Source organism: Brevibacterium sp. 1718, assembly GCF_051131255.1.
GTDB lineage: Bacteria > Actinomycetota > Actinomycetes > Actinomycetales > Brevibacteriaceae > Brevibacterium > Brevibacterium sediminis.
Genome location: NZ_CP186550.1, coordinates 2,371,650 through 2,398,626, shown reverse-complemented (window position 1 = coordinate 2,398,626; position 26,977 = coordinate 2,371,650). Strand labels below are relative to the sequence as shown.

The following is a 26,977-nucleotide window of genomic DNA, read 5'->3' as shown; positions in this document are numbered from 1 at the left end:
TCGTATGAACACCCCTCGCATTGCAGTCATCGGAACGGGGACTATCGGCTCACAGGTGCTATGGCAATTGGCTCGGCGAGGCGTCGATGCTGTCGGTTACGAGCTCTACAGCCCCGGTCATCCACGAGGAGCCGCAGGCGGCGAATCGCGTCTGTTCAGGTACGTCGAGCTCGAAGACATGCGTTACTTCCCGGTGGTTCAACGTGCTGACGAACTCTGGAATGAGCTGCAGGAGGCGGCCCTCCCGCGACTTCGCTCCTTGGACGGAGCGTTGACGATTGTCGAAGAAGGCACTGTTGCATCGACAACAGCTCTAGAATCGGCTGAGCTTCTCGGTGACCGAGCCGAGGTGCTCTCGCAGGAAGACATGAAACACCGATATCCGGACTTCAAGCTGCATGAGGACGAGTTCGGGATCCTGGACAAAGACGCTGGGACCATCTATCCAGATCGTGCGATTCAAGCAGCAGCCAACGCTGCCATCGGACAAGGGGCGTCGATTCGTACAGAGTCCAGAGTGACCAGGATTGAACAGCGCGGAGCTCAGGTTCGTGTGACGACTGGCGACAGCGACGAACTGTTCGACAAGGTGGTTGTAGCGGCCGGTGCGTGGACGTCTGCATTGCTGCCCGATATTGCGCCGTTTCTAGCTCCACGCCGGCTGCTGTCGACGTGGTTCCTTCCGTGCCCTGGTCGTGACCTCTCCGGGCTCATGCCGTACATCAGGGCTGCCCCGAACTACTCGTACGGACTCCCGACAGCCGACGGATCGGCGATGAAGCTCGGACTGGGATTTGCCAATCACACGGTGGTCGAATCTCCTGACAACGCTGACTTCCGAGTTAGTGAATCAGACTTGACCGCGGTGCGCGAACTAGTCCGTGAATTCTTCCCGAACCTCGAGTCGTATCCAATGCGAATCAACCCATACTTCGAGTCGTATACGCAGTCTCGCATTGAGTACGTGGGGCGGCATCCGGCAATGAACAACGTCCTCGTCATGGCGGGCTTCTCGGGGAAGGGATTCAAGACGTCGCCAGCGATTGGTGAGCTCGGCGCGCAATTTGTTCTCGAGCAGGAAATTAGTGAGGAATACTCGTTCATTGTTGGACAGGACCATCAGCCCTTCTGATCCGATCAAATGTGCACACCTGAGGGCCCGTTCATGCTTACATGAGCGGGCCCTCAGGTGGGATTGGCCGATCGGATTTCGCCCTAGCGCATCGCTTTAATTGCCTCCTGAACGACAACGTGCCCTCGGTCTATTGCTTCCCGTTGATCATGAGTTACCTCGTGAACGGGGTACTCGTCGAATGCCCAGTCGAACGGATCGGGAGAGAGTTCGTCGACGCCCGCAAGAGTTTCCACGACTGCAAGCCCGCACAACGGGACGTATGTAGGTGAGTAGCCTCCTTCGTGCGAGAACACCAGCTTTCCTTCGCAGAGAGAGTCGGCTGCAGACATGAGGACTTTGGTTATCTGCGCATATCCCGCGGCTGTAACGCACATACGACCCAAAGGGTCAGCCATCGACGCGTCGAATCCGCAACTGACGATGATCACTTCGGGGCGAAACGCTTCGAGAGCAGGGACAACGTTCTCGGCCACAGTGGCAACATACGCGCCGTTGCCGCAGCCAGCAGGAAGCGGAAGATTGATATTGGTTCGCTTGCCTCCCTCACTCCCGGTCTCGTCAAACATGCCACTGTCCAGAGGGAACAGGCGATCTTGGTGGACGGAGATCGTCAGGACTTCTGGATCATCCCAATAGATCTTCTGCGCTCCGTTTCCGTGGTGGACATCGATGTCGACGATAGCTATTCGGCGTGCCTTTCCCTGACGTCTGGCTTCGTTGATTGCGATGCTGACATTCGAGAATATGCAGAACCCGCGACCCTGTTGGGGCTCCGCGTGGTGGCCAGGGGGACGAACGAGCGCGTACGAGTTGTCGACGGTGCCGTCAAGCACGTTGAGGAGCGCCGATGTCGTTGCGCCGGCTGCCATCTGTGCAATTTCATAGCTGCCGGGGCCAAAGGGCGAGGAGCCGTCACCGGCGTCACCGCCTCCTGAATTGCTCTGATCGATGATGCGGTCGACGTAATCTTCCGTGTGTACCGAAAGGATTTGTTCCTTTGTGGCGGGGTCAAATTCCAAGTCGGTCAGATTTCTCCGAAGTCCGCTGACCTCGATGAGGCTCGCCATTCTGGTCTTCGACGCCGAGCTTTCAAAGTGCTCAAGCGGCTGAAGCAAGCCGCCTGCGGGGAGGAAGCCGACGTGGGTAGAGGTATCGTGCCATCCAAACCTTTCGTGCCAAATGTAGCCGGTCCTGCGTGAAGTCGTGTGTTCTGCATGTGTCATGATGCTTGCTTCTCGTCCTTCTGATTCTGGTTGAGTTCGTCGAAGAGGTTGTCGACTCGCTTCTGTTCGTTCGCGCTATTGGGCATGAGCAGGCTGACTGCAACCATCACTCCGGTGTTGACTACCAGCCCGGCGATTCCTGAGGTCATCCCGCCTAGCCAGGGCACGGAGATCGGGTAGAAGATTTGCACGATCGCGGCGGTACCGAAGCCGAGAACCATTCCCAGGATGGCACTGAGAGCAGTTGTTCGTCGCCAAAAGATGCCAAGGAACAGTGTCGGGGCGAGCTGGCAGATTCCTTGGTAGGAAACTTGGGCCCACAACACGAGCCCTGTTGTGGTGGATGCGGTTGCCAGCGCCCCGAGCGAGGAAAGGATCGTGACAGCAGCAACGGAGATCTTGCCGATCCGTGCGTTCTGAATCTCTTGCTTCCTCATCGGTCCGATGATGTCGTTGGCAGTCATGGCTCCGATTGCCTGGAGGTTCGCGCCGACGTTGCCCATTGAACCGCACAATACGCAGATTCCGGCGAGGCCGAGCAGTAGGGGACCTCCGAATGAAGCCAAGACGAACCACACGGTATCTGGGGCTGCGGCGACTTCTGGCACTGAGGAAGCCAACAGTGCCATCACGTTGAGCGCGGTGGCGAAGATGAGCAGGATCGGAACTGCCTGGACTGATGTGCGCCGGATGGTGTTCACACCGCTCTGTGTGAAGAGGCGAACGAAGATGTCAGGCCAGCACCATCCACCCAGAGCTCCAGTAAGAACGAGCGAAAACAAATACAGTGGACCAAGCTCGCTTCCTGGCCCAGGCAGAATGAGGAGCGCCGGGTCGACTTGGGCGAATCCGTGGTTGTTGGCGATGAGCCAGACGATGAGTCCGAAGATGACAACGAACCCCATCAAATACGCGGCGATTCCCTGAATCAAGTCGGAGATCATTACGCCTCGCATACCGAACTTGACGGTCCAGATCTGTCGGATAGTCAGAACGATGACTCCCAGGACAACGGCGAGCACGGGCCCGATGACTCCGTCGGACGAGAAGCTGAAAATGAGCGCAAGCGACTGCATTCCCAGAACGACCCATGGGACTGATGCAACAACCCCGATGATTGCTGCGATAACGCGGACAGGAGTCGAGCCGTAGCGGAGTCCGAGCAGGTCTGCTTGGGTACGGAGATCGTAACGTTTTCCCCAGAGGTAGGCGGGCTTGGCCAACAGAAACATGATGATGGCGGCAAAGACGCTGTACTGGACCAGATAGAACCCTGTCACGCCGCTGCCAGCAGTGAGTCCTGCGAACGAAATGAAGACAGTACCCGGCAACCAGGTATTGATGAACGCGGCGGTTCCGTAGACGGAGTTGAACGACCGGCCGCCAGTTGCGTAGTCAGAAAAGGAAGAGTCTTTGGCTGAGGTGCGCTCCATGACGATGATGACGAAAATGAAGAAGACGGCAATCATGCCGAACGTGATCCACATGCTCAGTCGCCTCCCTCAGCGGTGAGAGTGACCCTGTTGAGAGTGAGAACCAATGCCGCGACGAGAGCAGAACTGCCGACGATGTAGGCAAATGACCACCAGGCTTGGCCAAAGATCCAGTGCAGGGGTGGGAAGAGTATGAGGACGGTGGCAAGAGCAATGATTGCTCTGACCGTTCGGGTGGGACTTGTCTTCTTTGACATGTGCATCAACCTTCGAAACGTTTGAATGCCATATGCCGGAACGTTCCGGCATTGATGTAGTGTAGTCATGCTCGTTAGCTCCGTGTCAAGAGCTCGGCCGCCAACGGCTGTCTGACTGACCGAAAGGCAAGCAGTCCGACGCTCGTCATCGGTGCTGATACTGTTCCCATATGACGCGCCCCTCGCCCACGCTGCATGATCTCGCCGCTCACGTCGGATTGTCCGTGACAACGGTGTCTGATGCGCTGCGTGGGCAAGGTCGAGTTGCCGAGGCCACGCGGTCCAAGATTCTCAAGGGCGCGGCCGAGTTGGGATACTCGCCAAATCGACCCGCGCAGTCTCTTCGTAGCGGGTCGAGCCTCAACGTCGGGATCTACATTCCCCGGCGGGTGCTCGGGATGGAGTTTTACATGGCGTTTGCGATGTCGGTCGCAGACGAGCTGGGACAGTATGGGTACGACCTGACGATCATTTCCGATGCGAAGGAACCGCGGCGGTGGACACAGTTCGCTGCGGTGGTGGTCGTAGACGCGTGCTTGGGCGACGGTCCTTTGCACGAGAATCTCGATAATGGGTCAACCGTATTTACCGCCGGTCGAATTGAGGGGTTGCCGGACAGTCGGTTAGCAGGTCTGATCGAGATTGACTATTGGAAGATGCTAACCGAGGCACTCGACGGGCTCGAACAGAAACGTGAAGTGACTTCGCCCTTCCTCATCGCGTTCGAGCCGTTGGACAAGTATTCGTGGTCTCAGATGCTCATCGACTCGTTCGAATATTGGTGCACCGTGCGGGGGTTGGAACCTGATGTGTTCACGGTCTCTCCAGACCCGAATTCGTGGTTGTTTTCTGACGATTTCTCACGACGAATCAGCGACGGGAAATCGTATGATCTGGTTGTTCACGGAGGGACGCTTCTGTCGATGGCCGCACGTTCCCAGAAGCTGTACACCGAGCTTATTGAACCGGAGTCAATACGCACGGCAGTTCTGACGACGAGTGAAATTGAAACCCGACTCATCGATTGCGACGTCGCTCTTAACATCCGCGCAAAGGAATTCGGAGCGGCAATGGCCCGTCTATGCCTGAAGCGGTTGCTCAATGGGACGGGAACCTTTACTCACGAATGGTTCGAGCACGAGGTAGTCATGACCGAAGCCTCCTAAGGAGGCGCTCCTTACCCTCTCGCCTCAGATCCGCCGGTCCAAGTCGATTTGCATAGTTCGGTGTTGCGAACACCACTTAAGTGAAACTTGGTGCATTCCCATGACACTGCGGGGCGAACAGACTGAGAAATCTGACTTCGCTCGATCCCTAGTGAGACCGATCCTCTTGGTTTGAATGCGGAGTGCATCCTGCATTTGATCAGTTCGGAGACACGACGTTGACATAGAGGCCATGGTTGTGACTTATGCACAATGGCGCAGGTCAAATGCTGTGAAAGTATTGTGGCATCTAGCGACCAGGCGGTGCATATTATGAGGAACATGCCAACGACTTTCAGTGCAACGCCGCCCGAATCTCTCCCACGCAACCACGTTTCAAAGCGGACGCAGGCAGTTTATTTACTCGTACAAAACGTTGCGGTCTCCGGGTTACCTCACTTGAACGATGAAACGCCACTAGTGGGCCTGATCGATCTCGACCTTGTCGACGTCCTCTTCAACGATCTTAAGGCACCTGACTTGCTTCACCTAGTCCGATTTTGGGGATAGGTTGGGCATTGTTACTGGTGAGACGGCTGCTTAGTGTAGAAACGGGACACTAAACGGGTCCGTAGAATGAGTGTATGAGCCTGCGACTGAGGAAAGTCCCGACCGCGTCCGGGGCAACCGCGGTCCAGATCGTGACGAAACGCCACGGCAAACTCACCGTTATTGAACACCTCGGTTCCGCACACACCCCGGCACAGTTGGCGGCTCTCGAAGAAGCCGGCCGCGAGAAGATCAACGAGTCCACCGGACAGTTGCCCCTGGACCTCGACACCGGAAGCAAGGTCTCTACAGCTTCGCGTCGACGTGTGAGGGGATCGGCATCGCGTCTGCTTATCGATACGATCCGCACCGCCTACGACAGGCTCGGCTTCCACGTCGTCGACGACGAAGCCTTCTTCCAGCTCGTCCTCGCTCGCATCGTCGAGCCCACATCGAAGTCCGACAGCATTCGAGTCCTTGACGAACTCGGTGCCGATACCAAACATCGCAGCACGTTCACCCGGTGCCTGCAGCGAGTCAATGCTGATGCGTACCGAGAAACCATCGCGGAGAAGTGCTTCGACTATTCGGTCGCGACGACAGGGATCTCTTTGATTCTCTACGACGTGACGACTCTCTATTTTGAGGCAGAGAAAGAAGACGAACTGCGCAAGGTCGGCTATTCCAAAGAACGTCGGGTCGACCCGCAGATCGGTGTCGGCCTCCTCGTCGATCGGACTGGGTTTCCGTTAGAGATCGGCTGTTTCGAAGGCAACAAGGCAGAGACGTTCACGATGATCCCGATCGTCAAGGGATTCCAGGACCGTCACGGGGTTACCGATATGGTCATCGTCGCTGATGCTGGAATGCTCTCAGCTGCGAACCTGAAGGCCATCGACGACGCAGGGCTGAGATTCATCGTGGGCTCACGGCAGACGAAGGCACCGAATGATCTGGCGACGTTCTTCACCTGGAATGGCACGAACACCGATGACGGGCAGTTCGTCGATACCCTGACCCCAAGGGCCACCGTCGCGTTGAATAAGAACCGGACGCTGACTCGTGCCGAACCCGTGTGGTCACCTGAAGACCATCCGCACGCTTGGCGGGCAGTGTGGCAATACCGGCGGAAACGAGCCGTGAGGGACCGGGAGACGCTGAATCTGCAACGCAACCGCGCGATGCGCATCATCGATGGGGAATCGAAACCGAAAGCAGCACGGTTCGTCAAGGCGAAGGGGTCGACAAAGGTCTTCGATGAGGCTGGTTATGACAAGGCTGTCGGGTTGGCAGGTTGGAAAGGCTACGTCACGAATATCGCAGCGAACGTGATGTCGGCCAACGACGTCGTTGGTTCCTATCATGACCTGTGGCATGTCGAGCAGTCTTTTAGGATGTCGAAGACCGACCTTCGAGCCCGCCCGATTTTCCATCGCACTCGTGACGCGATCGAGGCGCACCTGACGGTTGTGTTCACGGCGCTGGCTGTATCGAGGTTCATGCAGGAAGCGACGGGGATGTCCTTGAAGAAGATCGTGACCACGCTGCGGCCTCTTCGTGAGTTCGTGGGCGAGATCGATGGGCACGAGCTTGTGTTCCCTCCCGAACTTCCGCCATCGGCCGCGAAGTTGATCGAAAACGTGGAGAATTTCGGGCCCGTGCTGGGACACTAAAGTGAATCAACTCAGGTCGCAAAATCTCGCAGCTGCAGCGGCGTCTTTGGGCCTCGCAGACAGCTACGAGGACCTCGAAACCAAAGCGAAACGATGCGTCGCTCAACGGGTGACTGAAGTTGACAGTGCGGTGCTCAAGGAGAGTGCAAAGGAAAACATTGATGCTCTTCGCCTGCTGATCTGGCCCGGCAGCAAGGACCCTACTGTCTAACACTGCTGTACTTACCTCCCGCGGTCGACTTCTGTTAGACAATGTCATTCTGCTCCTCGCAAACGCAGTTCGCGATCGCACGGAGGTTGTCTAGACCGCGGTTGGCCGAGGCCGTCGTGGTTAGTGACAGCTCCCGGTTAGCCTCACTCCATAGCAAGTTCCGATACCAAGGCGTCTCATAACTTTCGTGTCTTGAAACCCATGCCTTCGAGTACAGTCCAGGTTGAGCTGAAGCGTCAACACTCAGCTCATACGAAGTGGCTCGACGCCGCGATGTTTCGCAGATTCCACCTTGCCCAGGCAAACAGATGCAACTTAACCCAGGAAACTACTAGGTGATTATGATGCTATGCTCAAATTCCAGGTCTGTTCCTGGATCCCCTCAAAAAACGGAGAATCTATGCGTAAGCGCATATCATTGCCTGCAATTGTTGCCTTGGCACTTGCATCGTCGATCGTTGCGATGCCCGCTTCAGCGACATCAAGCGAACCAAATATTGATTACAGCGATCACCTGGAGGTGACTGCCGGGTCCAGCAAACTGGAAGTCGCCAAGGAGGACGAAGGCACGACCTTCTACTCGCTTCCGGCAAAGAAGCTATCGGCGCGAAGCGCCTCAGCAGCCCCGCTGTCGGAAGTAGAAGCATACGAAGTGCGGAGTCCGTTTCAACTTGATAGTGAGATGGGTCCGGACGAAGTGACTGACTGGACCAAACCTGAGCAGTGGGACTCGTCCGAAGGTACTTCGGAGACCAAGGAGGTCACCGCGAAGCCACTGCCAACGATGAAGGCCACCGTGCCCCAGGTTTCCCGGATTGATACCAGCGATGGTTCAACAATTAAATGGCCTGAATCGGCAACTGGTGAAAAGACAGTGATTGTCAACGGAAACATTGTCGGGACAAGTGAGGGTAGCGAGATCGAGGTCGATTCTGAACTCCTCGACGAAGAGTCGACTGTGCAGGCGGCAAGCATCGACGAAAGCGGCCAGCCGGTCACGTACACGCTGCCGTCAGTCGAGGCAGCGAAGGCGAGTTCTAAGAAGGCCACTGTTTCCGCGGTTTCGCACAAGACTTTCATTCCGTACAAGTGGGTGCATCTCAAAGGTTTCAAGGGCCTGGGCTGCAGCGTCAACTCCGGTAAGCTCCCCAAAACTGACATCTACCATGCTGGTAATAACCGCAGTTACAAGTTACCGACAAGCTTGAGTACCGTGACGGCTGAGAAGAACTATAAAACCGCTATGCTGGCCCGGGTGGCCTGGGAAGGTCCAAACGGTGGAAAGAATATCCTCACCATGAAGGGCGTAGGGGCAACCAAGATGTATGACTTCAAGAAAAAGCATCTGGCCACTCGCACCGCCTCTTCGAAACACATGTATTTCAAAGACGCGACCAAAGGGTCAAGCCTCGCTCGCATCACCTTTGAAGTCGAGGTGGGGAATCCGTTCTGTGTGACTGGGGCGATCAAGCACCGGTCGAACTTCATCCTCCACCGATCGGGTGTCATTCAGGCCAGCGGCCAGGGCCGAGACGTACCAAATCACGAACTCGCAGGATTTGCTGCTTCGGGAAACAAATTCAAGTGGGGCTGGCTGAGCAAGTCGAAACTGAATAGTTTCGATTGCCTCATCTCTAACCGCAGTTGCAAACCGCAGAACTGGAACGGTAAGGTCACGCTCCCCTAACTCTAAGCGCTCTACGTTCCATTCAGGCACCGTCTCGCGCTGACGCAGTAAGTTTTATCGCAGCGCGGGGCGGCGCCACTAATACCGAAAGGACAGTTGTGCACAAGGAAAAGCACGCTCCGCTTCTTTACGTAGTAGCGACCTCAGCAATCGCGGCAATAATTCTATTCGCGACATCTTTCGCTTTTTTTAGCGAAGCGCCTGATTTTACTTCATCTCTGATATTCCTGATTTTGTTCGGACCGGTCGCGATTGTTTTTCTGATCGCGGAAGTGCTGATTTTCTCTCTCCCGGGCTTCAGCTTTGCTTGGCGGGTGAAGAAGAATGACTCGTTGATGACGTTTATTTGGTGTATTGGGGTTCCTGCGGTCGTCGCCTATGTACTGGGAACTGCCGGTGCTGGTCTGATGGATAGACGACGTGAGTACTTTTCGTATTTTGAGCTCTTTCAGTATTACAGCGCAATTCTTGCGTTGCCGACAATTGCTTTGTTCGTATCTGGAATAGTCTCGGTTCCTGTTCTTAGGCGTTCGAGGGCGCGCAAAGAGAAGTGACTCCCTTTCGTTGCTGAGGCGGGGGCGCCGGTGTGAAGCCGTATTCTGAGAGTTGTGCAAACGTCTTCTGAGATTGACATGCGGGGACGATCAGCGGCCCGAAAACGATCGTTTTCGCGACGTCCCATCTTCATCAGTGCATTCCTCAGCCTTTAGGCGGCTTCAATGTCGCACAAACGTGTACCAGAACCGGAAACGACCCTCGGACGGGAATTGACACAGCGTCTGTGAAATTGATTGCCCAACAGTGTTCTTGGTTCAAGACTCTTCGGTAATAGATATGCCCATTTCCCGGTAGCGTTCTCGAGTGCGTGCTGAAGCTCCGATAAGCACCACGCTTGAAGAGGCTTCTGCAGTGGGAAAGTCCGTCAAAGAATCGGTGATGAACTGTGCCTTTTCAATCGAAACACCAAGTTCGAGTAACGCAGCCAGTTTCCGTTCGCCCACACGATGGTCACGGACTGTCAGACCGTTCGCCCGCGAACTAAGGAGTGAAGCCGACAGCAAGTCGTAGGGGACTCTAGCGCCTTCGAGTAGTGCTTCAGCAAGACGTCTTTCAGAAGCCGTGGCGATGACAATCCGAGCGCCCTGGGCGTGTTGACGACGAATGCGGTGAACAGCTTCAGCGCGTATCCATTTCGGGTCACTGGCGAACTTTTGCCCCAGCTGCTCAGCCAGGGCGGTGTATTCCCCGTCTGTTATGCCATCCAGTGCGGTCTCAGCGATCCTGCGGGACAACGACGCCTTGCTCTCACCCGGCATTGTCAAGGCCGTCCAAACTGATCGAACTAGGCACAATGGGGAGCGGAAAAGTCGGTATGCGACAAGCGCGGTAAATGTGTCATTGCGAGTAATCACACCGTCGAGGTCATACACCACCAACTCAGGCCCATCAGATCGCGCGCTACTCATAGCCACCAACGCTATCAAGCTCGGTGATGACGATGGATCGATGCTATGACAAGTCGCTGTCGGCGTGTGGTAATTGTGGGGTATGAGTTCGTCTCGCACCAGTTCCCGCAGGCTTGGTTATGGTCGGGTCCCTACCGTCGGTCAGAATCTCGAACAGCAGCTCGACTCCCTCAAACAAGCCGGATGTTCACGGGTGTTTTCCTACACTGGATCGGGAGCAAGCTCGGACCGGCCCGGAATCAAAGCTCTGCGCGACCACGTGCGCCCCTGTGACACAGTGTTAGTCACATCTCTCGACCGCTTGGGGCGCTCGATGTCGGGCATCCTCGGTCTCATCCACGAATTCGCCGAAGAAGACGTCTCCGTTGAGACGCTGGACGGCTTATCCACCGACCCTCGCAAGCCAGGGGGCAAGATCCTTCTCGCCGTCACAGCAGCAATGGCAGAGGTGGAGCGAGACCTCATCCTCGAACGCACCAACGCTGGTTTGAAGTCCGCACGCGCCAGAGGACGAACCGGTGGCCGTAAGCCCAGACTGGCGCCGTCACAGGAACAGGCGTTACTTTCCATCGTCGACGCCGGGCAGCAAAGCCTGACAGCCATAGCCGATGACTTCAACATCTCTTGGTCAACGCTCTACAGGGTCCTCGAGCGGCATCGGGACAAGTCAGGCGCCGGTCCTACCGTAAGCAGGCCAGGGCCTGACTGAAACGAAGAGTCCCGTCGACCACAATGCGGTGGAGGGTGGCACTGGTTAGCACCACCCTCTACCGCGTGCAACTACTCGGTCTCAGATTACTGTCTCTTCAGACCGGTGACTGTCACCTTCTTCGTCAACTGCACCGCTCGGTTCTTCGGCGACCAGGTCTGCCACTTGCCGTTGTACTTCACAGTTCCTTGTTTGTTGCCGGTGTGATACCACCTGATGCTCTTCCACTTTCCCGTTTTAGTTCCGGTTCCTTTGAAACCGTAGTAGTTGGCGCCACGCATACAAAAGAATCCCGATGCGGCGCTACAGCCTGGGCCTACGATTGAGATCTTGTGCGCTGAGATACCTGATTCACCTTTAGCAGCGACGACTTTCCCGTCGTCAGGATCTACCACGACTGTGGCCGGGACCCCTGATTCATCAATCTTCTTAACTTGATCGGGATCGGTGGTGGCTCCAGGTACGAGCTCGAGGGGATCGACTTCTTCGCCGCTTTCCAACAATTCGTCGACACGGTTACTTTCGCTCACGGGAGACGACTCAGTTTGCTGAATGCCGTCATCCGACGCTGCTACCGCAGGGCCGGCAGATATTCCAGTACCAGCAACTAATGCTAGTCCGCCAATTATCGAGATAAGCTTCCGCATGATCTTCTGTTCTATCAGGGAAGCGCGAAGTCCGGTGCTTCCTTCCGACTCCGTATCTCCTTGTTGGGGATTGTCATTACTTTCGAGCATCTGGCAGTAGTGGGAAACTTGCCGCTGATCGCCACGCGACTAGCCGACGTGTATATCCCAACAGCTGTGAACGTCTGCTCACGACGAGTCTACGGGAAGCCTTCAGCGTTTGGTTAGATGCGCCACAGGGAATTATCACTTCACGCCCACTCAAGCTAGGCCAAATTCCCAACCACATTTGGCTTAAAGGCAGCAAGCAGGGGTCTTGGTAGTAATGGAACAGGGTTGAGCGCTAAGCCCTGCTGGGTTTCGTTTCGGTGAGGGTTTTATGGACGACGCCGACGGAGATGCCAAGGCCAACGGCGATGGTCCGGATGGACTCACTACGGGTTCGGCGCGCGTGGTTCGCGGCCCGTTTGTCATCATCAATGACAGTGGGTCGCCCTCCCGGCGGGCTGCCACCCAAAATCCCTCCGCTAGCGCTCCGTGATTTCGGCTGCCCTTAAACATCACCCTGTCGCCAGCCGGCCCGCGAGAACCATGGAGGCCAGAGGCGGATTTCCTGGTCAGATCATCTCCGAGGGCGGTTCGCGCTCCACTAGAGAAGTGGCTCAGGTCACTCCAGCTGCCGAGTGAAAAGGGGTTGGAATCTCATCCTTTTAGGGGGCCGTCTCAGGGTTCTAGTGCAACATTGGGCTGGTCTCAGGCTACCTGCTCATGCAACAGATCAGCCAGGACCTCGGCCGGGGTCGCGAACCCGAGGACCTTCCGCGGCCTGCGGTTGAGCTGGTCCTGCATCGACTGAATCTGATCGTCGGTGATCGACTCATCGAAGACTGTGCCTTTCTGGTAGTAGTCCCGGATGAGTCCGTTGGAGTTCTCATTCGTCGGCCGTTGCCAGGGTGAGTGCGGGTCGCAGAAGTACACCTGGCAGTCGGTGGCGACGGTGATACGCAGATGCTCGGCCATCTCCTGGCCCTGGTCCCACGTCAGCGTTGAGAACAACGCTTCGGGCAGGGACGCGATCATGTCCTGGACCAGCCCGGTGACCGTGGCTGATTCGCGGTTGTTCGGCAACTTCCGGATCAGCGAGAACCGGGATCGGCGTTCGAAGACGGTGACCAGGCCACCGGTGTGGGAATCGACGACGAGATCACCCTCCCAGTGGCCGGGAACGCTGCGATCAGCAGCCTGCGGGGGACGGTCGATCAACAGGGCACCATCGAGCCAGGGACGACTGGACCGACGCGGCAGCTTCGACTGTGGCTTCCTTCCCGTCTGTCCCGATCGGAGGGCTTTGACCACGGCCAGCTCGTGACGCAGGGATCCGCGTCCTTGGACGTAGAGAGCTTGGTAGACCGTTTCGTGGCTCACGTGCAGGTCCTTCCGGTCGGGGTAGTCACGCCGAAGCCTACCGGCGACCTGTTCGGGCGAGCACTTGTCGTTGAGTCCGTTGATCACGTGAGCCCGCAGCCACGGGTTATCGAGACGTGTGCGACGGTGTTTCTTGCGTGCCTGTCGGGCATAGGTGCGGCCGTGGGCGCCGGCAGCACTATAGACCGGGTGTGGGCTGGATTTGTCGTACTCGATGATGCGGTTGCGGCGGATCTCTCGGGAGACCGTTGACGGGGCGACACCGAGCTGGGTCGCGATGGTTCTCATCGACAAGGGTGGGGTTGATTGCAGGCCGGCTTGGATCGTCATCCGATCAGCGACCGTCAGGCGATGGTAAGCACGGTGGCGTGGTGCCGGGGCAGCAACGATGGTGGTCGGCATGGACAGTATTCTGCCGGTCCTGCCTTTGGGCAGGCCGAGTCGCCGCGCCCACCGGGTGACGGTGTTGAGGTTGATGCCGAGGTGGTCAGCGATCGCTGATCGTGGTCTGCCTTCGAGGAGGAGCCAGAAGAGTTCGTCGAGGACGTCGAAGGGCAATCGTGGACGTCTGTAGTGCGTGGTCATGGGGGTGTTCCTTCGTTCAGTGGAAACACCCGGTCTGATAGTGCTGGTCAGACCGGGTGTTGCACTAGAACTTAGAAACCGCCGGGGATGTGCTTTGCGAAAACTTCCGTTAGCGTGACTCAAAGGTCAATCCTGACCGTTCACTGAAGAATGATTGATAGAAACACGAGAGTGGAGTGAAGACTTCAAAGACGATAGCGACGGTTGTTCTCGCGCTTGCCCTGTCGGCAACTGGTGCGACTGGAGCAATGGCGAGTGACACCGCCTCCAGCAACGTCAGCGCCTCAAGCGAACAGGCAACCTCAGGTGAAGCCATTGTGCAAGATGAGGCAACCGGGGGAGGCTTCACTACCCAGGCGAAGAAGAGCCCGGGCGGCGGAACATGGAACTACGGTAGCGAGAAAGTGACGACGAAGGCCGGAAAGCAGAAGAAGTGCTACTCGCACTACTTCCACCGCACAAAGCGCCACTCTGGCACCGCAATCATCGGCTCCGTCAATGTGACGAAGACCGCGAGCAAGGGCAAATGGGCCAACGCAAACGCCTACGGCAAGAGGTCACAGACCTGCAAGACGAAGTGGAGCGCGAACGCGTAATCAAAGCCGTTCGAGTATTCTCACCCGAGCTGGGGTGAACCGAAGAGTCGGCTCACCCCAGCTCGGGTGATCTTCTGCTAATGATAGGAAACCTATGCGGATACCCTTCAAGGGTGGCATCAAGACTTTGGCGGCATTCGGGATAAAATCGTGTGCCGCGGGGGTGCTCATTGCCGTGACTGTCGGCCTCTTCAGCGCCTTCACGCTCGTTTCAGACGATGCTTCGGCGCTCAATGACTGGAGTGAAAGCACAGACTATGCCGTCTACTTCCCCCGAAGCAATGGAGACGACCTCCAAGCCATCAAGGACGGCACTGACGGGATCTCCAAAACCGTAGCCGAGCACATCTACCCCGAGCTTGACGATCGCGGAGGGATCTACGTCGAGGCAGCTGACATGGATGTTGTCGGAGACGACCCTGTGCTGCCCTATGTTCAGATGAGCGTGAACTCCAACTATCTTGAGAAGTATCCGATTCTCGATAGCTCGGGAAAACCCATCGTGGTTTCAAATGAGGAAACGGACTGGGTGATCGCTGTTCCTGAGTCTCTCAAGGACCGCGAGGATCTGATCCGGGACTATGTCCAGGAATCCCGCAATGGCCCATCCGACAGCGACGTCGAATACTCAGAAGCAAATGGCTACGAAGTCAGTGATGCAGTTCGCAAACAGAAAGTGCGCATCATCTGGACACAGACCGGCCAGGATCTGTTCACGTTTAACACCCAAATACGACCGGAAGAGGGCAACACGTTGCCTGATCCCATCGTCACGGTAATGACACGTTCGAACACCATCGCCAGCGACTGGGAGAACACGATCACCGGTGAAATCGACACTCCAATGAAGGTCAGAGTCGATGGAGACCCTGAGAAGGTCTACCAAGAGCTTCTGCCCCTGTTCGAGAAGTACGAACTCGATGACAACTTCACTGCACTCGTCTACCCTGCCGATGCAATCAACGAGCAGTTCTCCCTCTCATCTGAAGATGCACGTTGGTTGATCACTGCCGCAGTTGTGGCGGGAGCCCTGACCGTGGTCTTAAGCATCGTGGCTGTTGTAGTCGCCTATGAACGATGGCGTGTGTACTCAGCTATCCGCAGGCTCCACGGCTACTCCAGGCTTAAAAGCTTCGGGGAGGTCTTCGCAGGGCTCGCAATGTCCTGGTTGCTCCTCATCCCTGCCGCCCTGGTGGCAGCCACCAGTTTCTATGTTCTCGGAGGCCATGTGGCAATCCCAGAGTATTTCCATCCTCTGGTGCTTCTCGATGAATGGCCGACTCTGCTTGCTGTCACCGGCTCCGTTGTGCTCGTGGAAGCAGTCATAGCCATCACTGTTGTCACGGTCTTCGATCGCCGCCATCCCGCTCTCCGCCTCAAGGAAATCTGATATGCCCAGCCGTCAAGAAGTAGACCCTGTCGTTTTCGATAACGTCGAAAAGACCTACACCGGGCGGACTGTACTCAGTCACGCTAGTTTTTCTGTCAGCCCTGGGGAAATGGTCGCATTCACTGGGCCCAGCGGATCTGGGAAGTCGACAATCCTCAATCTCGCTGGACTCCTCGACTCTCCCGATGCGGGCGAAGTTCGACTTTTCGGCACCAAAGCACCACGGCCCCGCTCGCGAGATGCCACTCTGTTCTTGCGCCATCGCCTCGGGTACCTGTTCCAAAACTTCGCTCTCATTGACTCCGCAACGGTTCGCGAAAACCTGAAAGTCGCTTTGACCTACTCTTCCGACCGCAGCGATCACACAAAGCAGATCGCCCGCATTCTCGAGCGCGTGGGTCTGCCTGGATACGAGAATCGTCGCGTCTACTCTCTCTCCGGAGGGGAGCAGCAGAGAGTAGCCATCGCGCGTCTTTGGCTGAAACCATGCGAACTCGTCCTCGCCGACGAACCCACCGGATCACTCGATGAAAACAACCGCGATGAAATCGTCAAACTCCTGAGGGAAATGAGCGCCGACGGACGGACCATCCTCCTCGCAACGCATGACCTTCGGGTGGCTGAAATCTGTACTAGAACCGTAGAAGTCGCCTCCCTGAGTAAACCCAAACGAACATCAAACCAAGATGCAGGCCGCGAGGACGCACATTCGTGAGAAACTTCGTCGCGATCACCCTCTTCCTCACCTTCATCATCACAGCAGCTCTTGGACTGACCACCGAAATCAAGCGTGCGCAGGAAACCGCCACTGAGAATCTCACCCAGGACATGGCGGTCTTCATGTGGCCCCGCGATGTACCCGTCCAGGATCCCTCGGCGACAGAACGAATTCTCACTACCGCGGCGGATGAGAACAATGTCAATCTCGTAAGAAGAACCGTTCGCCAGGCAGATGGAAACGGCCTCGACCTCACCTACTACATTCGACTCAACCACTCAACGAAGATCTTTGACCGCGCAGGCCTCACAGGCGAAAACACGCTCACCAACTCCGAAACGCAGGCGACAGGGACAGTGCTGTCGACGAAACCCGGCGCTACGAAAGAGACTCCGCAGAGCCTCGCGAATAGCTACGACCTCACATTCCGCCCGTTAGAAGACATGTTCGCGAACCTCCCAGCAATTGGTGTCTACAAAGCCGAAACCGATAATCGCAGAGATTTCGAGGGCTTCCTTGGAGCGATCAGCCGGCAGGTGAATGAAGAGATCCTCGAAACAGATCCAGATGCAGCATTGACCACTCCTACCACGTTCGTTGAAGACACTGACGATGCAGTGGATGCCCAACCGTTGTCGACAACGCCCCTTCTAGCGCTTTCTGGAACCTTCGCCGCGCTGGTCATTGTGGCTACGATCGGTGCGCTAGCTCGCGACGCTGCAGCGCTGGGAGTGCAACGGTTGCACGGCTACTCCCTCATGCGAGCATGGTGGTCACGGCTAGGACTGAGAGGGGTGCTCAGCACTGGCACGGCCGCACTATTGTGCATCGCAGCGCTGCCATGGATACCTGGAATGGATATCGCAATCGCGGCGCGAGTTCTTGCAGTCCCATTCATCAGCACAACCGTGCTCACCGCAGCAGCTTCGCTGTCCGGGGTGCTGATCATCAACCGGGTCCGCGTCAGCGATCTTGTCAAAAAACGCTTCGCATAAAATCGACTGTCGTCACCTCGTTTGCTATTAAAGGATTGAGACGCTTAGTTCCTCAGGGATCGGGAGAATAGGCCCCGGCTCCTTTGAGTGCGTTGTAGAGAGTCTGCCGAGAGACCTCGTATCGACGGGCGACTTCGGCCACGGAGATCCCCATGTCGATCATCGCTCGGCAGGCTTGCACGTCCTCGTCGGTGAGCTTGCGCTGATAGACGCCTTGAGCTTTGGCCAGCTCGATCCCTTCACGCTGGCGCTCGAGGATCCGCGCACGCTCAAACTGTGCCATCCCCGATAGGAATGTCAGGAAGAGTTCCTGCATGGGGGAGCTGCCATCTTTGGACACAGTGATGTTCTCCGAGACGAAGGTGACGGTGCAGCCCTTCCCGGTGAGCGTGTCGACAAGCGAATAGAGATCTCGGGTGTCTCGCCCGAGTCGATCCAGCGAGGCGACACGAATATGGTCGCCCTCTCGTGCATAGTCGATGAGCTTGTTCAGGCCGGTCCGGTTGGCGCGGGACTTCCCGCTGAGCTTGTCCTCGAAGGTCTTATCGCACCAGCCGATGATCTCGTATTGCCGGCCAGGATTCTGATCGGCGCTGCTGACGCGCACGTAGCCAAGCGTCTGCCCGAAGAGAGCATCTGAGGGGTTCTCGGAGTCGGTAGGCATGTCTGTCCAATCGGTGAAATCAGGACCCGTTTGACAGCATTCTTCCGGCCGGGATCTCGGATGTCAAAGGGGTATACCCATTAGGCAGTCTTCCGGCGAGATGGCTTGCGCTCCTCAGGCGACGAGAGTTTCTAATCGGTCTTCTTGGGCCTGAATCCTGGTGACTTGCCACATTGGCATGCGGCGACTACTGTTGCCAACATGGCAAGTGGATCTTCTGACCATGAGCGCGACGAAAGGCGAGTGTTCGACGAGGTGATTCACTCGCCCATCCGGTTGCAGGTGTGCGCTGTGCTGGCGGCCTCGGCAGATCCTGTTCGATTCTCAGAGGTTCAAACAGCTCTCGGCATCACCGACTCGCATCTGTCGAAGAACGTGCGGGTATTGCTCGACGCCGGGTACGTCGACCAGTCGAGCCGCTCTGCCCAAGCCGGGGCTCGTTCGCGCTCGGTCACCATGCTTGCCCTTACCGGTGAGGGGCGGGCAGCCTATCGAGGTCACGCCGCCTGGCTGGAGCACCTCACCCGCGCTCCTGCGCAGTCATAGAAGCACGCCGCAATCAGGTTGAGGAGAGATCATGCCTACACTGGAAGAAGCGCTGAACGAGACATTGTCGGCGGAAGCTGTGGAAGCGTCGTTCGTCCACGCGGTCGCCGGTATCCGAACAACTGAGAATGCCTATGTGAGCCCCCGCGAAGGTGTCGCCCACTCACGCACTCGGTTCGAGATGCCTGACGCGGACGGTCCTGGTGCTGACAACCGTGGCGAGAGCATTGCCATTCATGACGTGCTGCACACCCGCGCTGCGGGCAGTGATGACTGGATGACGGTCGATCTTCCTCGACCTGCGCTCGGGCCTTTGGCGCTTCTGACGCTTCTCTACGGCGCGGAGCTCGAGCAGCCCATGGACCTCGACTCCGGGTTTCTCGAAGTTGAGGTCGAGGCCTCTCGCGCGCTGATGCGCGTCCCGGACAGCCTTCGCAGCACGCTTGACGATATAGTCTCCGCGCGACCGGAGGCTGGGGTCGCGGCCTTTCCAGAGGCGAGCACCGCCCGTGTGTCTGTCGGTGGCGGGCCGCTTCATATCTCGGAGATGGCGATGACCGTGTATCGCGGCGGGGAGGCGGAGACCTTTGCGCTGGAGGTTCATCCCGTATCAGCGAGGACGGTGAGTATCCCCCGGGGGATATCGCCAAGGCTCGCCTGAATGACAGCCCCTTCAATTCACCTGCCCGACGAGGCCAAACGTCGGGACGACGAGTTCACTACGGCCACGAACTCCTTTCCGACCCCTCCGAATTTGGGTGAGTTTGGGTTTAGCCGTGGTCAGCGATCCATGATCCAGGCAATCCGCGGCGCGGCCTGCCGGGGATATGGTCTCAAAGACCAGAACCACGGCACTAGATGTGTCAGATGGGGCGAAACATACCTGCCCCTCGGTCTTCTCCTGTGTTTCCAGAGTGGCGTTAGGCATACCACCCTCTCGGGTCATCGGTACAGTCGCGCCGAAACGGTCAGCACTGTTGTCCACGGTCTGAAGAGTGAAATCATGTCTCTGCGCGTTTCGCGGCTCGGTCGCGTCGTTAATGTAGACAGCATCCAAGCAAAGCAGGTCCCGATTGTCGTCACGGTCGGCATACAGGTCGCTGACTGTGACCGTGACATCACCCTCGCATTGGGTTGCCTGGTAGACCCCGCCGAGGATGTCATCGGGCATCTGACCATCGAACTTGGCTTCGTCGTCAGGGAGTGGAATCGAGTTCGCCCGCTCCTCCTCTAAAGCGGCTGCTTCCGCGTCGGGGCTCGAATCCGCCGCCTCACTACTCGTACCTTCGGCTCGGTCGCTGGAGATCTGGTTAATGAGGTTTCTTCCGACGATAGAGGAGACGATCGCGAGGATCACCGCAAGACGTGCAGCAATGAGTCCGACGAGCGCTGAGCTCCGATTCGTCGCAACACTGCGACGGACCCGACGTATCCCGATTATGCCGAACACTGCGGCGACGATGGCAGCCGGGATCGCGGTGAAAATCGAAACGAAAGGGATGAGCGCCAAAGCGACGGCAACGATCCCGAGGATCAGCGCGTGAGCCCGAACCCGTTCTGTTGGAGTTGTGGCGGGTAAGGGAGTCTCGTCGGTTCGAAGCCTGAGGGGAGCAATGGGTCACTCCGTTGGGAAATGGGTCCCTTCCACGAGAATCATGGGTGGGCGTAACGAGACGGGACCTGACCACTTTAAGACACTCTGAAATGAAAGTATTTCCTTGTCTCATGAGTGGTGAGCCCTACCGCCAGTCCCTGACCGAGCCTGGGTGGGCGAGATTCTTGTCGGGCAATTGTTCGTTGCTTTTGTGGGCATTGGGATTCGGAAGTCATTCCGGCTCTTCGCAAATGAGGGGGTAGCAGCGGGGCGTGGGGTGGGCGCGTTGGTGCCGGGATAGACGTCGAGGTCTCCCGATGATGGAAGTTCTACGCTCGCCATCAGGAAGACCTCGACGTGCCCAACGCTACCTTCGACAGCCCCGACCTGACGACCTTCGCCCGCCTCGGCGAGCTCGGTCTGGTGGTGGTAGGTCAACGGCTCACGCCCCGGCGGGCGGTGCTGGAGTGCCGGCTCGCCGAGGAGGATCCGTGGTGCCGCGCCTGCGGAGCCCGAGCGACCTCGCGAGGATCCATCTCCCGGTCCTTCGCCCACGAGCCGTTCGGTCACCGACCCACCACGTTGCTGGTGCGGATCCGCCGCTACCGGTGTGATCACTGCGGTGACCACTGGCGCGAAGACACCACCGCTGCGGCGGCTGAACGGGCGAAGCTCTCCCGGGGCGGGATGCGATGGGCGTTGGAGGCCCTGGTCATCGACCACCTCTCGATCGCGCGGGTCGCTGCCGGGCTGGGCGTGGCCTGGCACACCGCGAACGACGCCGTTCTGGCCGAGGGGAAACGCCTGCTGATCGATGATCCGGCCCGCTTCGACGGAGTCCGCGTGATCGGCGTCGACGAGCACGTCTGGCGGCACACGCGCCGCGGCGACAAGTACGTCACCGTGATCATCGACCTCACCCCCACCAGGAACAAGACTGGGTCGGCAAGGCTGCTGGACATGGTCGAAGGACGCTCCAAGGCAGCGTTCAAGGCCTGGCTCGAAGCGCGCCCCAAGAGCTGGAAGGACCGCATCGAGGTGGTCGCGATGGACGGATTCACGGGGTTCAAGACCGCGACAAGCGAGACCCTGCCCGGCGCGGTCGCGGTCATGGATCCCTTCCATGTCGTCCGCCTGGCCGGGGATGCTCTGGACGACGGCCGCCGACGCGTCCAACAGAAGCTCCACAAGCGCCGAGGTCGGAAAGACGACCCTCTCTACAAGGCCCGCCGCACCCTCCACACCGGGATCAAGCTGTTGACCGAGCGCCAACGCGACCGCCTCAGCGCCCTGTTCGCCCACCATCCGCACGCTGCGGTCGAGGCGACCTGGGAGATCTACCAGGCCATGATCACCGCCTACCGAGAACCCGACCGGACCAGAGCCAGAACGAGGATGGAGAAGGTCATCGCGGCCCTCAGCGGGAAAGTCCCAGACACACTCGTCGAGCTCGAGAAGCTCGGCCGGACGCTGACCAAGCGCGCCGACGACATCCTGGCGTTCTTCGACCGCCCCGGCACCAGCAACGGCCCCACCGAAGCAATCAACGGCCGCCTCGAGCACCTCCGCGGTTCTGCCCTCGGCTTCCGGAAACTCACGAACTACGTCGCCCGCAGTCTCCTCGAATCAGGCGGCTTCAGAAACCAGCTACACCCTCAGATGCGATGAGGCAGTAATGCGCCCGCGCTCCCCCGAGGGCGCCTTCCCGCTTCGACTGCGCGACGTCATCTCCAGGAGCGAGGCCAACGAGAGAAGGAGCGCGATCTCCGGTGCGTAGAAAGGTCAGCCCAGTTCACTGCCAATGACGGACAGGAGCTGCAGCTTCTCGTGGGCCTCGCTTCCCGGCGCCGCGGTGTAGACCAGCAGCAGGTGAGCCTGTTCGGGTTCGACAAGGGTCTGGCAGTCCAGCTCCAAGAGGCCGACCTCGGGATGGATGAATCGTTTCCCCGTTCCCGGGCGAAAGCCCACCTCATGACGCTCCCAGAGGGTGCGGAACTCCTGGCTCTCCTCGAGGAGGCCTTCAGCCAACGCCGCAGCGTGAGATTGCGGTCCGCGCCTGCCGATGACCTCGCGCAGGCGGGAGACAAAGACACGGGAGAGATGGTCGTGCTCACCGCTGGCATAGCGGGCGCGAGCGGACGGGTCCGTGAACCATCGGTACCCGATGCTCCGTGCAGGCCCTTGGTAGACAGTGAGATCACCGGTCAGCGCGATGCCCAGGCGCGTCTGGCGGAGGGTCTCGCCGAGCTCGGTGACGATCTCCGCCGGTGTGTCTTGGAGGCGGTCGAGGATCCTCAGTAGTCCCGGAGCGATGTGCTGCTCGCTCGCCCCACTCCTGCTCGGAGATGTACGACCGGCGAGGTGGAACAGGTGGTCGCGCTCGGCATGGTTCAGATGCAGTCCTTGTGCGATCGAGGCGATCATCTGCTCTGAGGGTCGCGGTCCGCTGGCGCGTTCGAGGCGGGCGTAGTAGTCCGGGGACATGTGGCACAGTGCCGCGATCTCCTCCCGGCGCAGCCCAACCGTGCGGCGGCGCACTCCGCGAGGGAGCCCGACATCCTCGGGCTGCAGTGCTTCGCGTCGGTGCCGCAGGAACTCCGCCAGTCCGTCTCGGTCGATGTCCATGTACGTCCTCTCGTCCCCCCCATTCTGACGCGAGGGAACCGGGTGGATCCAGGTCCTCCCGATCCACCCCTCCCCACGGTCGACCACCGTGATGGATCTGCTCAGCCACTGATCGGGAGGTCCTGGATCCGCCTCCGGCAATGCGCCAGGCTCGCTAGAGACCGAGGAACTTCCTGAGAGAGCGCAGAATTCATGACCCGGAGCCCCATCGACATCACCCTTCCCGATCTGACCGGCAAGCGCGTCCTGCTCACCGGCGGCAGTGACGGTATGGGGCTCGTCATCGCCGCGCGCCTCGCCGCCGCCGGAGCCGACCTCGTCCTCCCCGTCCGTAACCAGTCCAAGGGAGAGGCGGCGATCGCGACGATCCGGGAGCGAGCACCGAAGGCGAGCGTGTCCCTGCGTTCCCTCGACCTGTCCTCCCTGGACTCGGTCGCAGCCCTCGGCGAGACCCTGAACTACGAGGGTGATCCGATCCACATGTTCATCGGCAACGCCGGCATCATGCATCCGCCCGAGCGGCAGACCACCAAGGACGGTTTCGAGCTGCAGTTCGGCACCAACCACCTCGGCCACGCCGCCCTCATCGGGCATCTCCTGCCTCTCCTGCAGGCGGGAGGCGCCCGGGTGACGCTGCAGATCAGCATCGCCGCGAACCAGGGGGCCGTGAACTGGGAGGATCCCAACTGGGAGCGCTCCTACGATTCCATGGACGCCTACTCCCACTCCAAGATCGCCTACGGCCTGTTCGGACTCGAACTCGACCGACGCAGCAGAGTCGCGGGATGGGGCATCACCGCGAACCTCTCCCACCCCGGCGTCGCACCCACCAGCTTGCTCGACGTCCGCCCCGAGATCGGACGCACCCACGCGGTGCGCTCTCGAGGACTGATCACGCTGCTGTCCCGGATCGGGATCATGGGCACCGTCGCCAGCGCTGGCTTGCCAGCGCTGATGGCCGCCACGACGCCCGGCGACCAGGGCGGAAAGTTCTTCGGTCCCAGCGGCATCCGCGGGCTCGGCGGCCGCCCTGCCGAGCAGAAGCTCTACTCCCGCCTGCGCAGCCCTGACGACGCCACCCGCATGTGGGACCTCACCCAGAAGCTCACCCAGGTCCGGTTCCCGAGCCGCTGACTACACCCTCGTCGTCTGTCAACCACGATCATCTCCCCGGCCACGAGGCCGCTGGACAAAGGAGCACCATCATGACTGACCTCACCGGAAAAGTCGCCCTCGTCACCGGGTCCGCCCGTGGCGTCGGCGCGGAGATCGCCTCTCGGTACGCATCTCTCGGAGCGAAGGTGATTCTCAACTACGCCTCCGACGCGACCGGCGCTCGTCGTACCCTCGAAACTATCCAGGACGCCGGTGGCGAGGTGATCGCCGTCCAGGCGGACCTGCGAGACCTCATGCAGATCGACGCATTGTTCGAGGCCGCGATCGCCGAGTTCGGAAAGATCGACATCGTCGTCGCCAACGCGGGCGTGGAGATCATCGACCAGCCAGTGCTTGATGCCACCGAAGAGGACCACGACCGCCTCTACGCGATCAACACCAAAGGCACATTTTTCACCCTCCAACGCGCCGCGCGTCATATCGCCGACAACGGCAGGATCCTCCCGATCGGCTCGAGCACCACCTGCGGCCCCTTCCCCGGGGTGGGACTCTACGGGTCCTCGAAGATGTCCGCCCGCTACCTCGTCCGCGTTCTCGCGATGGAGATCGGACACCGCGGAGTCACCGTTAACACGATCCTCCCCACCGTGATCGAAGGAGCAGGCGTGTTCACCGAGATCGCCGCCGACGACCCCTTCAAGCTGCAGAACCAGGCTCGGCCCATCGGCGGACGTATGGGACGACCCGACGATGTCGCCGACGCCGCCGAGTACTTCGCCGGCGACCTCGCCGCATGGGTGAGCGGCCAGGACCTGCTCGTCAGCGGGGGAGCAGCACAATGACCTCGAACGGTTCAACCCCGCGATGGCCGACCGGGCGAGGTATCCGCAGCGGCATCGTCCTGCAGTTCGGCGCCGACCGCGCCGACATCCTCGCCCGCGCACTGACCACCGGCGACCCCCTCGCAGATGCCGTCGTCGACGTGGAACACACTGGTGACGGCAAGGAGGTCCGCAGTCAGCTGCGTCAGGGCGTCACCCAGGGTCTCGCATCCATCTCTGATCCCCATCCGGCCATCGCGGCGCTCCTCGCCGACGCCGAGACGCTTCCCGACTACGCCAGCGACGAGGTCCTCGACACCGGATCGCTGCCGTTCTTCACGATGCCGTCCGCCGCACACATCGTGTCCCTCAGCGCCGGTGCCCTCATCCGCGTCTACCAATCACCGTCGATCGCGGAGGTGCTCACCACCACCGGCAGGCTCATCGACGGCGCTGACCGCCGCATCCGCGAGACCGGGACCTGGGTCAGCACAGCGATGCTCCCAGGGTCCCTCCGCCCAGGAGAAGCCGGATACGTCGCGACGCTGCAGGTGCGCATGCTGCATGCCAGAATGCGGCACCTGGCTCTCACCCGGGGATACGACGAGAATGTCCATGGGGCACCTATCAACCAGGTCGACCTCGCCCGGACCTGGATCGACTTCACACTGACCTCCCTCGAGGCAGAAGCACAGATGGGCCTCGGGCTGACCACCCCGGAGACCGAATCGCTCTACCGCTACTGGTGGGTCCTCGCGCACCTGCTCGGCATCAGGCCAGAACTCGTCGAAGGAATCCAGAGCAACGCCCAGGCCCAACGCCTGGACGACATGCTCCAAGCCGTCACCGGCCCCCTCATCCCCGAAGCGCAAGCCCTTGCCACGGCAACGCTCAAGTCCGTCTCCGAACTCGTGAACGACTTCTTCAACGTGCCCACCGCACTGGGAACCCCAGTCCTGCACGCACTGGCACGGCGCTTCCATCGATCCAACATCAGCGACGAGATGGGACTGCGACACAACGCAACCGCCGACCGCGCCCTGAACATCGCCATCACACGAATCCGCCGCCACCGCACCAAGCTCCGGAGCGACCCAGTCCGCTGGCAGCAAGAGCAGGACAGACAGCTCGAAGCCAGTCGAGCTCAGCTATCCACAGACCCGGGTCTGCTGTATGCGCAGTAAGTTTCGACAAGCCGTGTTCCTCGGAGTGAATCGGCCTAGGTCTGATGCCGCTGCTGTTTGAGTCCGAGAGGATGGACAGCGTGCCGAAGAAGATCGATCCCCAGCTGCGCGCGAGGTGCGTGCGGCTCGTCAGGGAGCACCTCCAGGAGTACCCCACCCTGACTACCGCCGTCACCGCAGTGGCTCGGCAGGAGGGCGTCTCGCGGGAGTCTGTGCGGCGCTGGCTGGCCCAGGCCGAGGTCGACGACGGGACCCGTCCCGGCGTCACGACCGAGGAGTCTGCCGAGGTCAAGAGGCTGAAGGCGGAGAACAAGCGGCTTCGCGAGGACAATGAGATCCTTCGTCGGGCGTCGATTATCTTCGCGGGGGAGCTCGACCCCCGAAACCGATGATCTGCGCGTTCATCGACGAGATGCGCACCCAGGGCTATGCAGTCGAGCCGATCCTCCGCGTCCTGCGCCAGCAGGGCCTGACGATCGCTGCACGCACCTACCGGTCCTGGAAGAGGCCGGCCCGCATCGCTGCCCGCACCGTCACAGACGCCCTGGTCGAGGACAAGATCCGCCACCTCGCCTGGACGACCCACCCCGTCACCGGGGACTGC

Annotated in this window: 24 protein-coding genes and 1 pseudogene; 17 read left to right on the top strand and 8 right to left on the bottom strand. The window is 59.3% G+C overall.

All coding sequences use genetic code 11. From position 1 onward, the window contains the following. Positions 1-4: 4 nt before the first annotated feature. Complete coding sequence (locus ACOZ9V_RS10795) at positions 5-1,132, top strand: FAD-dependent oxidoreductase (protein WP_434589868.1); 1,128 nt, start codon at positions 5-7, stop codon at positions 1,130-1,132. 83 nt (positions 1,133-1,215) lie between these two features. Here ACOZ9V_RS10795 and ACOZ9V_RS10790 read toward each other — a convergent pair whose 3' ends face one another. Beyond that, positions 1,216-2,358, bottom strand: coding sequence for a class II histone deacetylase (locus ACOZ9V_RS10790; RefSeq protein WP_434589865.1), 1,143 nt, complete (start codon positions 2,356-2,358; stop codon positions 1,216-1,218). Further along, positions 2,355-3,845: a sodium:solute symporter family protein gene (locus tag ACOZ9V_RS10785; protein ID WP_181271693.1), complete on the bottom strand. Its 1,491-nt coding sequence runs from the start codon at positions 3,843-3,845 to the stop codon at positions 2,355-2,357. The genes ACOZ9V_RS10790 and ACOZ9V_RS10785 overlap by 4 nt, the downstream gene beginning before the upstream one ends. A 373-nt stretch (positions 3,846-4,218) precedes the next feature. Here ACOZ9V_RS10785 and ACOZ9V_RS10780 point away from each other — a divergent pair, with 373 nt between their 5' ends. The 4 genes from ACOZ9V_RS10780 (at position 4,219) to ACOZ9V_RS10765 (ending at position 9,867) form a co-directional block, all read left to right on the top strand. Continuing rightward, positions 4,219-5,214 carry a LacI family DNA-binding transcriptional regulator gene (locus ACOZ9V_RS10780; RefSeq protein WP_181271691.1) on the top strand — a complete coding sequence of 332 codons (996 nt, stop codon included), beginning with the start codon at positions 4,219-4,221 and terminating at the stop codon, positions 5,212-5,214. A gap of 623 nt (positions 5,215-5,837) precedes the next feature. After that, positions 5,838-7,415 carry an IS1634 family transposase gene (locus ACOZ9V_RS10775; RefSeq protein ID WP_434589861.1) on the top strand — a complete coding sequence of 526 codons (1,578 nt, stop codon included), beginning with the start codon at positions 5,838-5,840 and terminating at the stop codon, positions 7,413-7,415. 611 nt (positions 7,416-8,026) lie between these two features. Continuing rightward, positions 8,027-9,313, top strand: a complete 1,287-nt coding sequence (locus ACOZ9V_RS10770) for a hypothetical protein (protein ID WP_181270620.1) — start codon at positions 8,027-8,029, stop codon at positions 9,311-9,313. A 98-nt stretch (positions 9,314-9,411) separates the two neighbouring features. Beyond that, positions 9,412-9,867 (top strand): hypothetical protein, encoded by a 456-nt coding sequence (locus tag ACOZ9V_RS10765; RefSeq protein WP_434589858.1) that lies wholly within the window; start codon positions 9,412-9,414, stop codon positions 9,865-9,867. Positions 9,868-10,125: 258 nt separating this feature from the next. Here the strand turns inward: ACOZ9V_RS10765 and ACOZ9V_RS10760 are convergent, their stop codons facing one another. Then, positions 10,126-10,779: a haloacid dehalogenase-like hydrolase gene (locus tag ACOZ9V_RS10760; RefSeq protein ID WP_434589855.1), complete on the bottom strand. Its 654-nt coding sequence runs from the start codon at positions 10,777-10,779 to the stop codon at positions 10,126-10,128. Between the two features lie 82 nt (positions 10,780-10,861). On the opposite strand from ACOZ9V_RS10760, the gene ACOZ9V_RS10755 reads away from it, so the two are divergent. Next, positions 10,862-11,488, top strand: coding sequence for a recombinase family protein (locus ACOZ9V_RS10755; RefSeq protein WP_181270618.1), 627 nt, complete (start codon positions 10,862-10,864; stop codon positions 11,486-11,488). 86 nt (positions 11,489-11,574) lie between these two features. On the opposite strand, the gene ACOZ9V_RS10750 is transcribed toward ACOZ9V_RS10755, so the two are convergent. Both ACOZ9V_RS10750 and ACOZ9V_RS10745 read right to left on the bottom strand, forming a co-directional pair. Beyond that, on the bottom strand, positions 11,575-12,225 hold the full coding sequence (locus tag ACOZ9V_RS10750) for a hypothetical protein (protein WP_181270617.1): 651 nt from the start codon (positions 12,223-12,225) through the stop codon (positions 11,575-11,577). Positions 12,226-12,867: 642 nt separating this feature from the next. Continuing rightward, complete coding sequence (locus ACOZ9V_RS10745) at positions 12,868-14,124, bottom strand: IS30 family transposase (protein ID WP_434589852.1); 1,257 nt, start codon at positions 14,122-14,124, stop codon at positions 12,868-12,870. 248 nt (positions 14,125-14,372) lie between these two features. On the opposite strand from ACOZ9V_RS10745, the gene ACOZ9V_RS10740 reads away from it, so the two are divergent. The 4 genes from ACOZ9V_RS10740 to ACOZ9V_RS10725 all read left to right on the top strand — a co-directional run bounded on the left by ACOZ9V_RS10740 (position 14,373) and on the right by ACOZ9V_RS10725 (position 17,823). Next, positions 14,373-14,720: a lactococcin 972 family bacteriocin gene (locus tag ACOZ9V_RS10740; RefSeq protein ID WP_181270616.1), complete on the top strand. Its 348-nt coding sequence runs from the start codon at positions 14,373-14,375 to the stop codon at positions 14,718-14,720. 94 nt (positions 14,721-14,814) lie between these two features. Next, complete coding sequence (locus ACOZ9V_RS10735; protein ID WP_181270615.1) at positions 14,815-16,110, top strand: hypothetical protein; 1,296 nt, start codon at positions 14,815-14,817, stop codon at positions 16,108-16,110. A 1-nt stretch (position 16,111) separates the two neighbouring features. Beyond that, positions 16,112-16,825 carry an ABC transporter ATP-binding protein gene (locus ACOZ9V_RS10730; protein ID WP_229663944.1) on the top strand — a complete coding sequence of 238 codons (714 nt, stop codon included), beginning with the start codon at positions 16,112-16,114 and terminating at the stop codon, positions 16,823-16,825. Next, entirely contained in the window at positions 16,822-17,823 is a 1,002-nt protein-coding gene (locus ACOZ9V_RS10725) for a hypothetical protein (RefSeq protein ID WP_181270614.1), read from the top strand. Before ACOZ9V_RS10730 ends, ACOZ9V_RS10725 begins: the two co-directional genes overlap by 4 nt. A gap of 52 nt (positions 17,824-17,875) precedes the next feature. On the opposite strand, the gene ACOZ9V_RS10720 is transcribed toward ACOZ9V_RS10725, so the two are convergent. Then, on the bottom strand, positions 17,876-18,487 hold the full coding sequence (locus tag ACOZ9V_RS10720) for a recombinase family protein (RefSeq protein ID WP_181270613.1): 612 nt from the start codon (positions 18,485-18,487) through the stop codon (positions 17,876-17,878). A gap of 201 nt (positions 18,488-18,688) precedes the next feature. Between ACOZ9V_RS10720 and ACOZ9V_RS10715 the strand changes: the two genes are divergently transcribed. Further along, entirely contained in the window at positions 18,689-19,033 is a 345-nt protein-coding gene (locus ACOZ9V_RS10715) for a transcriptional regulator (RefSeq protein WP_181270655.1), read from the top strand. A gap of 31 nt (positions 19,034-19,064) precedes the next feature. After that, positions 19,065-19,694 carry a hypothetical protein gene (locus ACOZ9V_RS10710; protein WP_181270612.1) on the top strand — a complete coding sequence of 210 codons (630 nt, stop codon included), beginning with the start codon at positions 19,065-19,067 and terminating at the stop codon, positions 19,692-19,694. 12 nt (positions 19,695-19,706) lie between these two features. Here the strand turns inward: ACOZ9V_RS10710 and ACOZ9V_RS10705 are convergent, their stop codons facing one another. Next, positions 19,707-20,543, bottom strand: coding sequence for a hypothetical protein (locus ACOZ9V_RS10705; RefSeq protein ID WP_181270611.1), 837 nt, complete (start codon positions 20,541-20,543; stop codon positions 19,707-19,709). 441 nt (positions 20,544-20,984) lie between these two features. Between ACOZ9V_RS10705 and ACOZ9V_RS10700 the strand changes: the two genes are divergently transcribed. Further along, on the top strand, positions 20,985-22,295 hold the full coding sequence (locus ACOZ9V_RS10700; RefSeq protein ID WP_181270610.1) for an ISL3 family transposase: 1,311 nt from the start codon (positions 20,985-20,987) through the stop codon (positions 22,293-22,295). A 114-nt stretch (positions 22,296-22,409) separates the two neighbouring features. Here the strand turns inward: ACOZ9V_RS10700 and ACOZ9V_RS10695 are convergent, their stop codons facing one another. Further along, the gene (locus ACOZ9V_RS10695; RefSeq protein WP_181270609.1) at positions 22,410-23,252 is read right to left on the bottom strand and encodes a helix-turn-helix transcriptional regulator; all 843 of its coding nucleotides are present in this window, start codon (positions 23,250-23,252) and stop codon (positions 22,410-22,412) included. A 192-nt stretch (positions 23,253-23,444) separates the two neighbouring features. On the opposite strand from ACOZ9V_RS10695, the gene ACOZ9V_RS10690 reads away from it, so the two are divergent. The 4 genes and pseudogenes from ACOZ9V_RS10690 to ACOZ9V_RS10675 form a co-directional block, all read left to right on the top strand. Then, positions 23,445-24,386: an SDR family oxidoreductase gene (locus ACOZ9V_RS10690; protein ID WP_181270608.1), complete on the top strand. Its 942-nt coding sequence runs from the start codon at positions 23,445-23,447 to the stop codon at positions 24,384-24,386. A gap of 71 nt (positions 24,387-24,457) precedes the next feature. Beyond that, complete coding sequence (locus tag ACOZ9V_RS10685; RefSeq protein WP_434589843.1) at positions 24,458-25,210, top strand: SDR family oxidoreductase; 753 nt, start codon at positions 24,458-24,460, stop codon at positions 25,208-25,210. Beyond that, positions 25,207-26,373 (top strand): oxygenase MpaB family protein, encoded by a 1,167-nt coding sequence (locus ACOZ9V_RS10680; protein WP_181270606.1) that lies wholly within the window; start codon positions 25,207-25,209, stop codon positions 26,371-26,373. Before ACOZ9V_RS10685 ends, ACOZ9V_RS10680 begins: the two co-directional genes overlap by 4 nt. Before the next feature lie 80 nt (positions 26,374-26,453). Then, a pseudogene (locus tag ACOZ9V_RS10675) lies at positions 26,454-26,971 on the top strand (transposase); the annotation flags it as partial. Between the last annotated feature and the right edge of the window lie 6 nt (positions 26,972-26,977).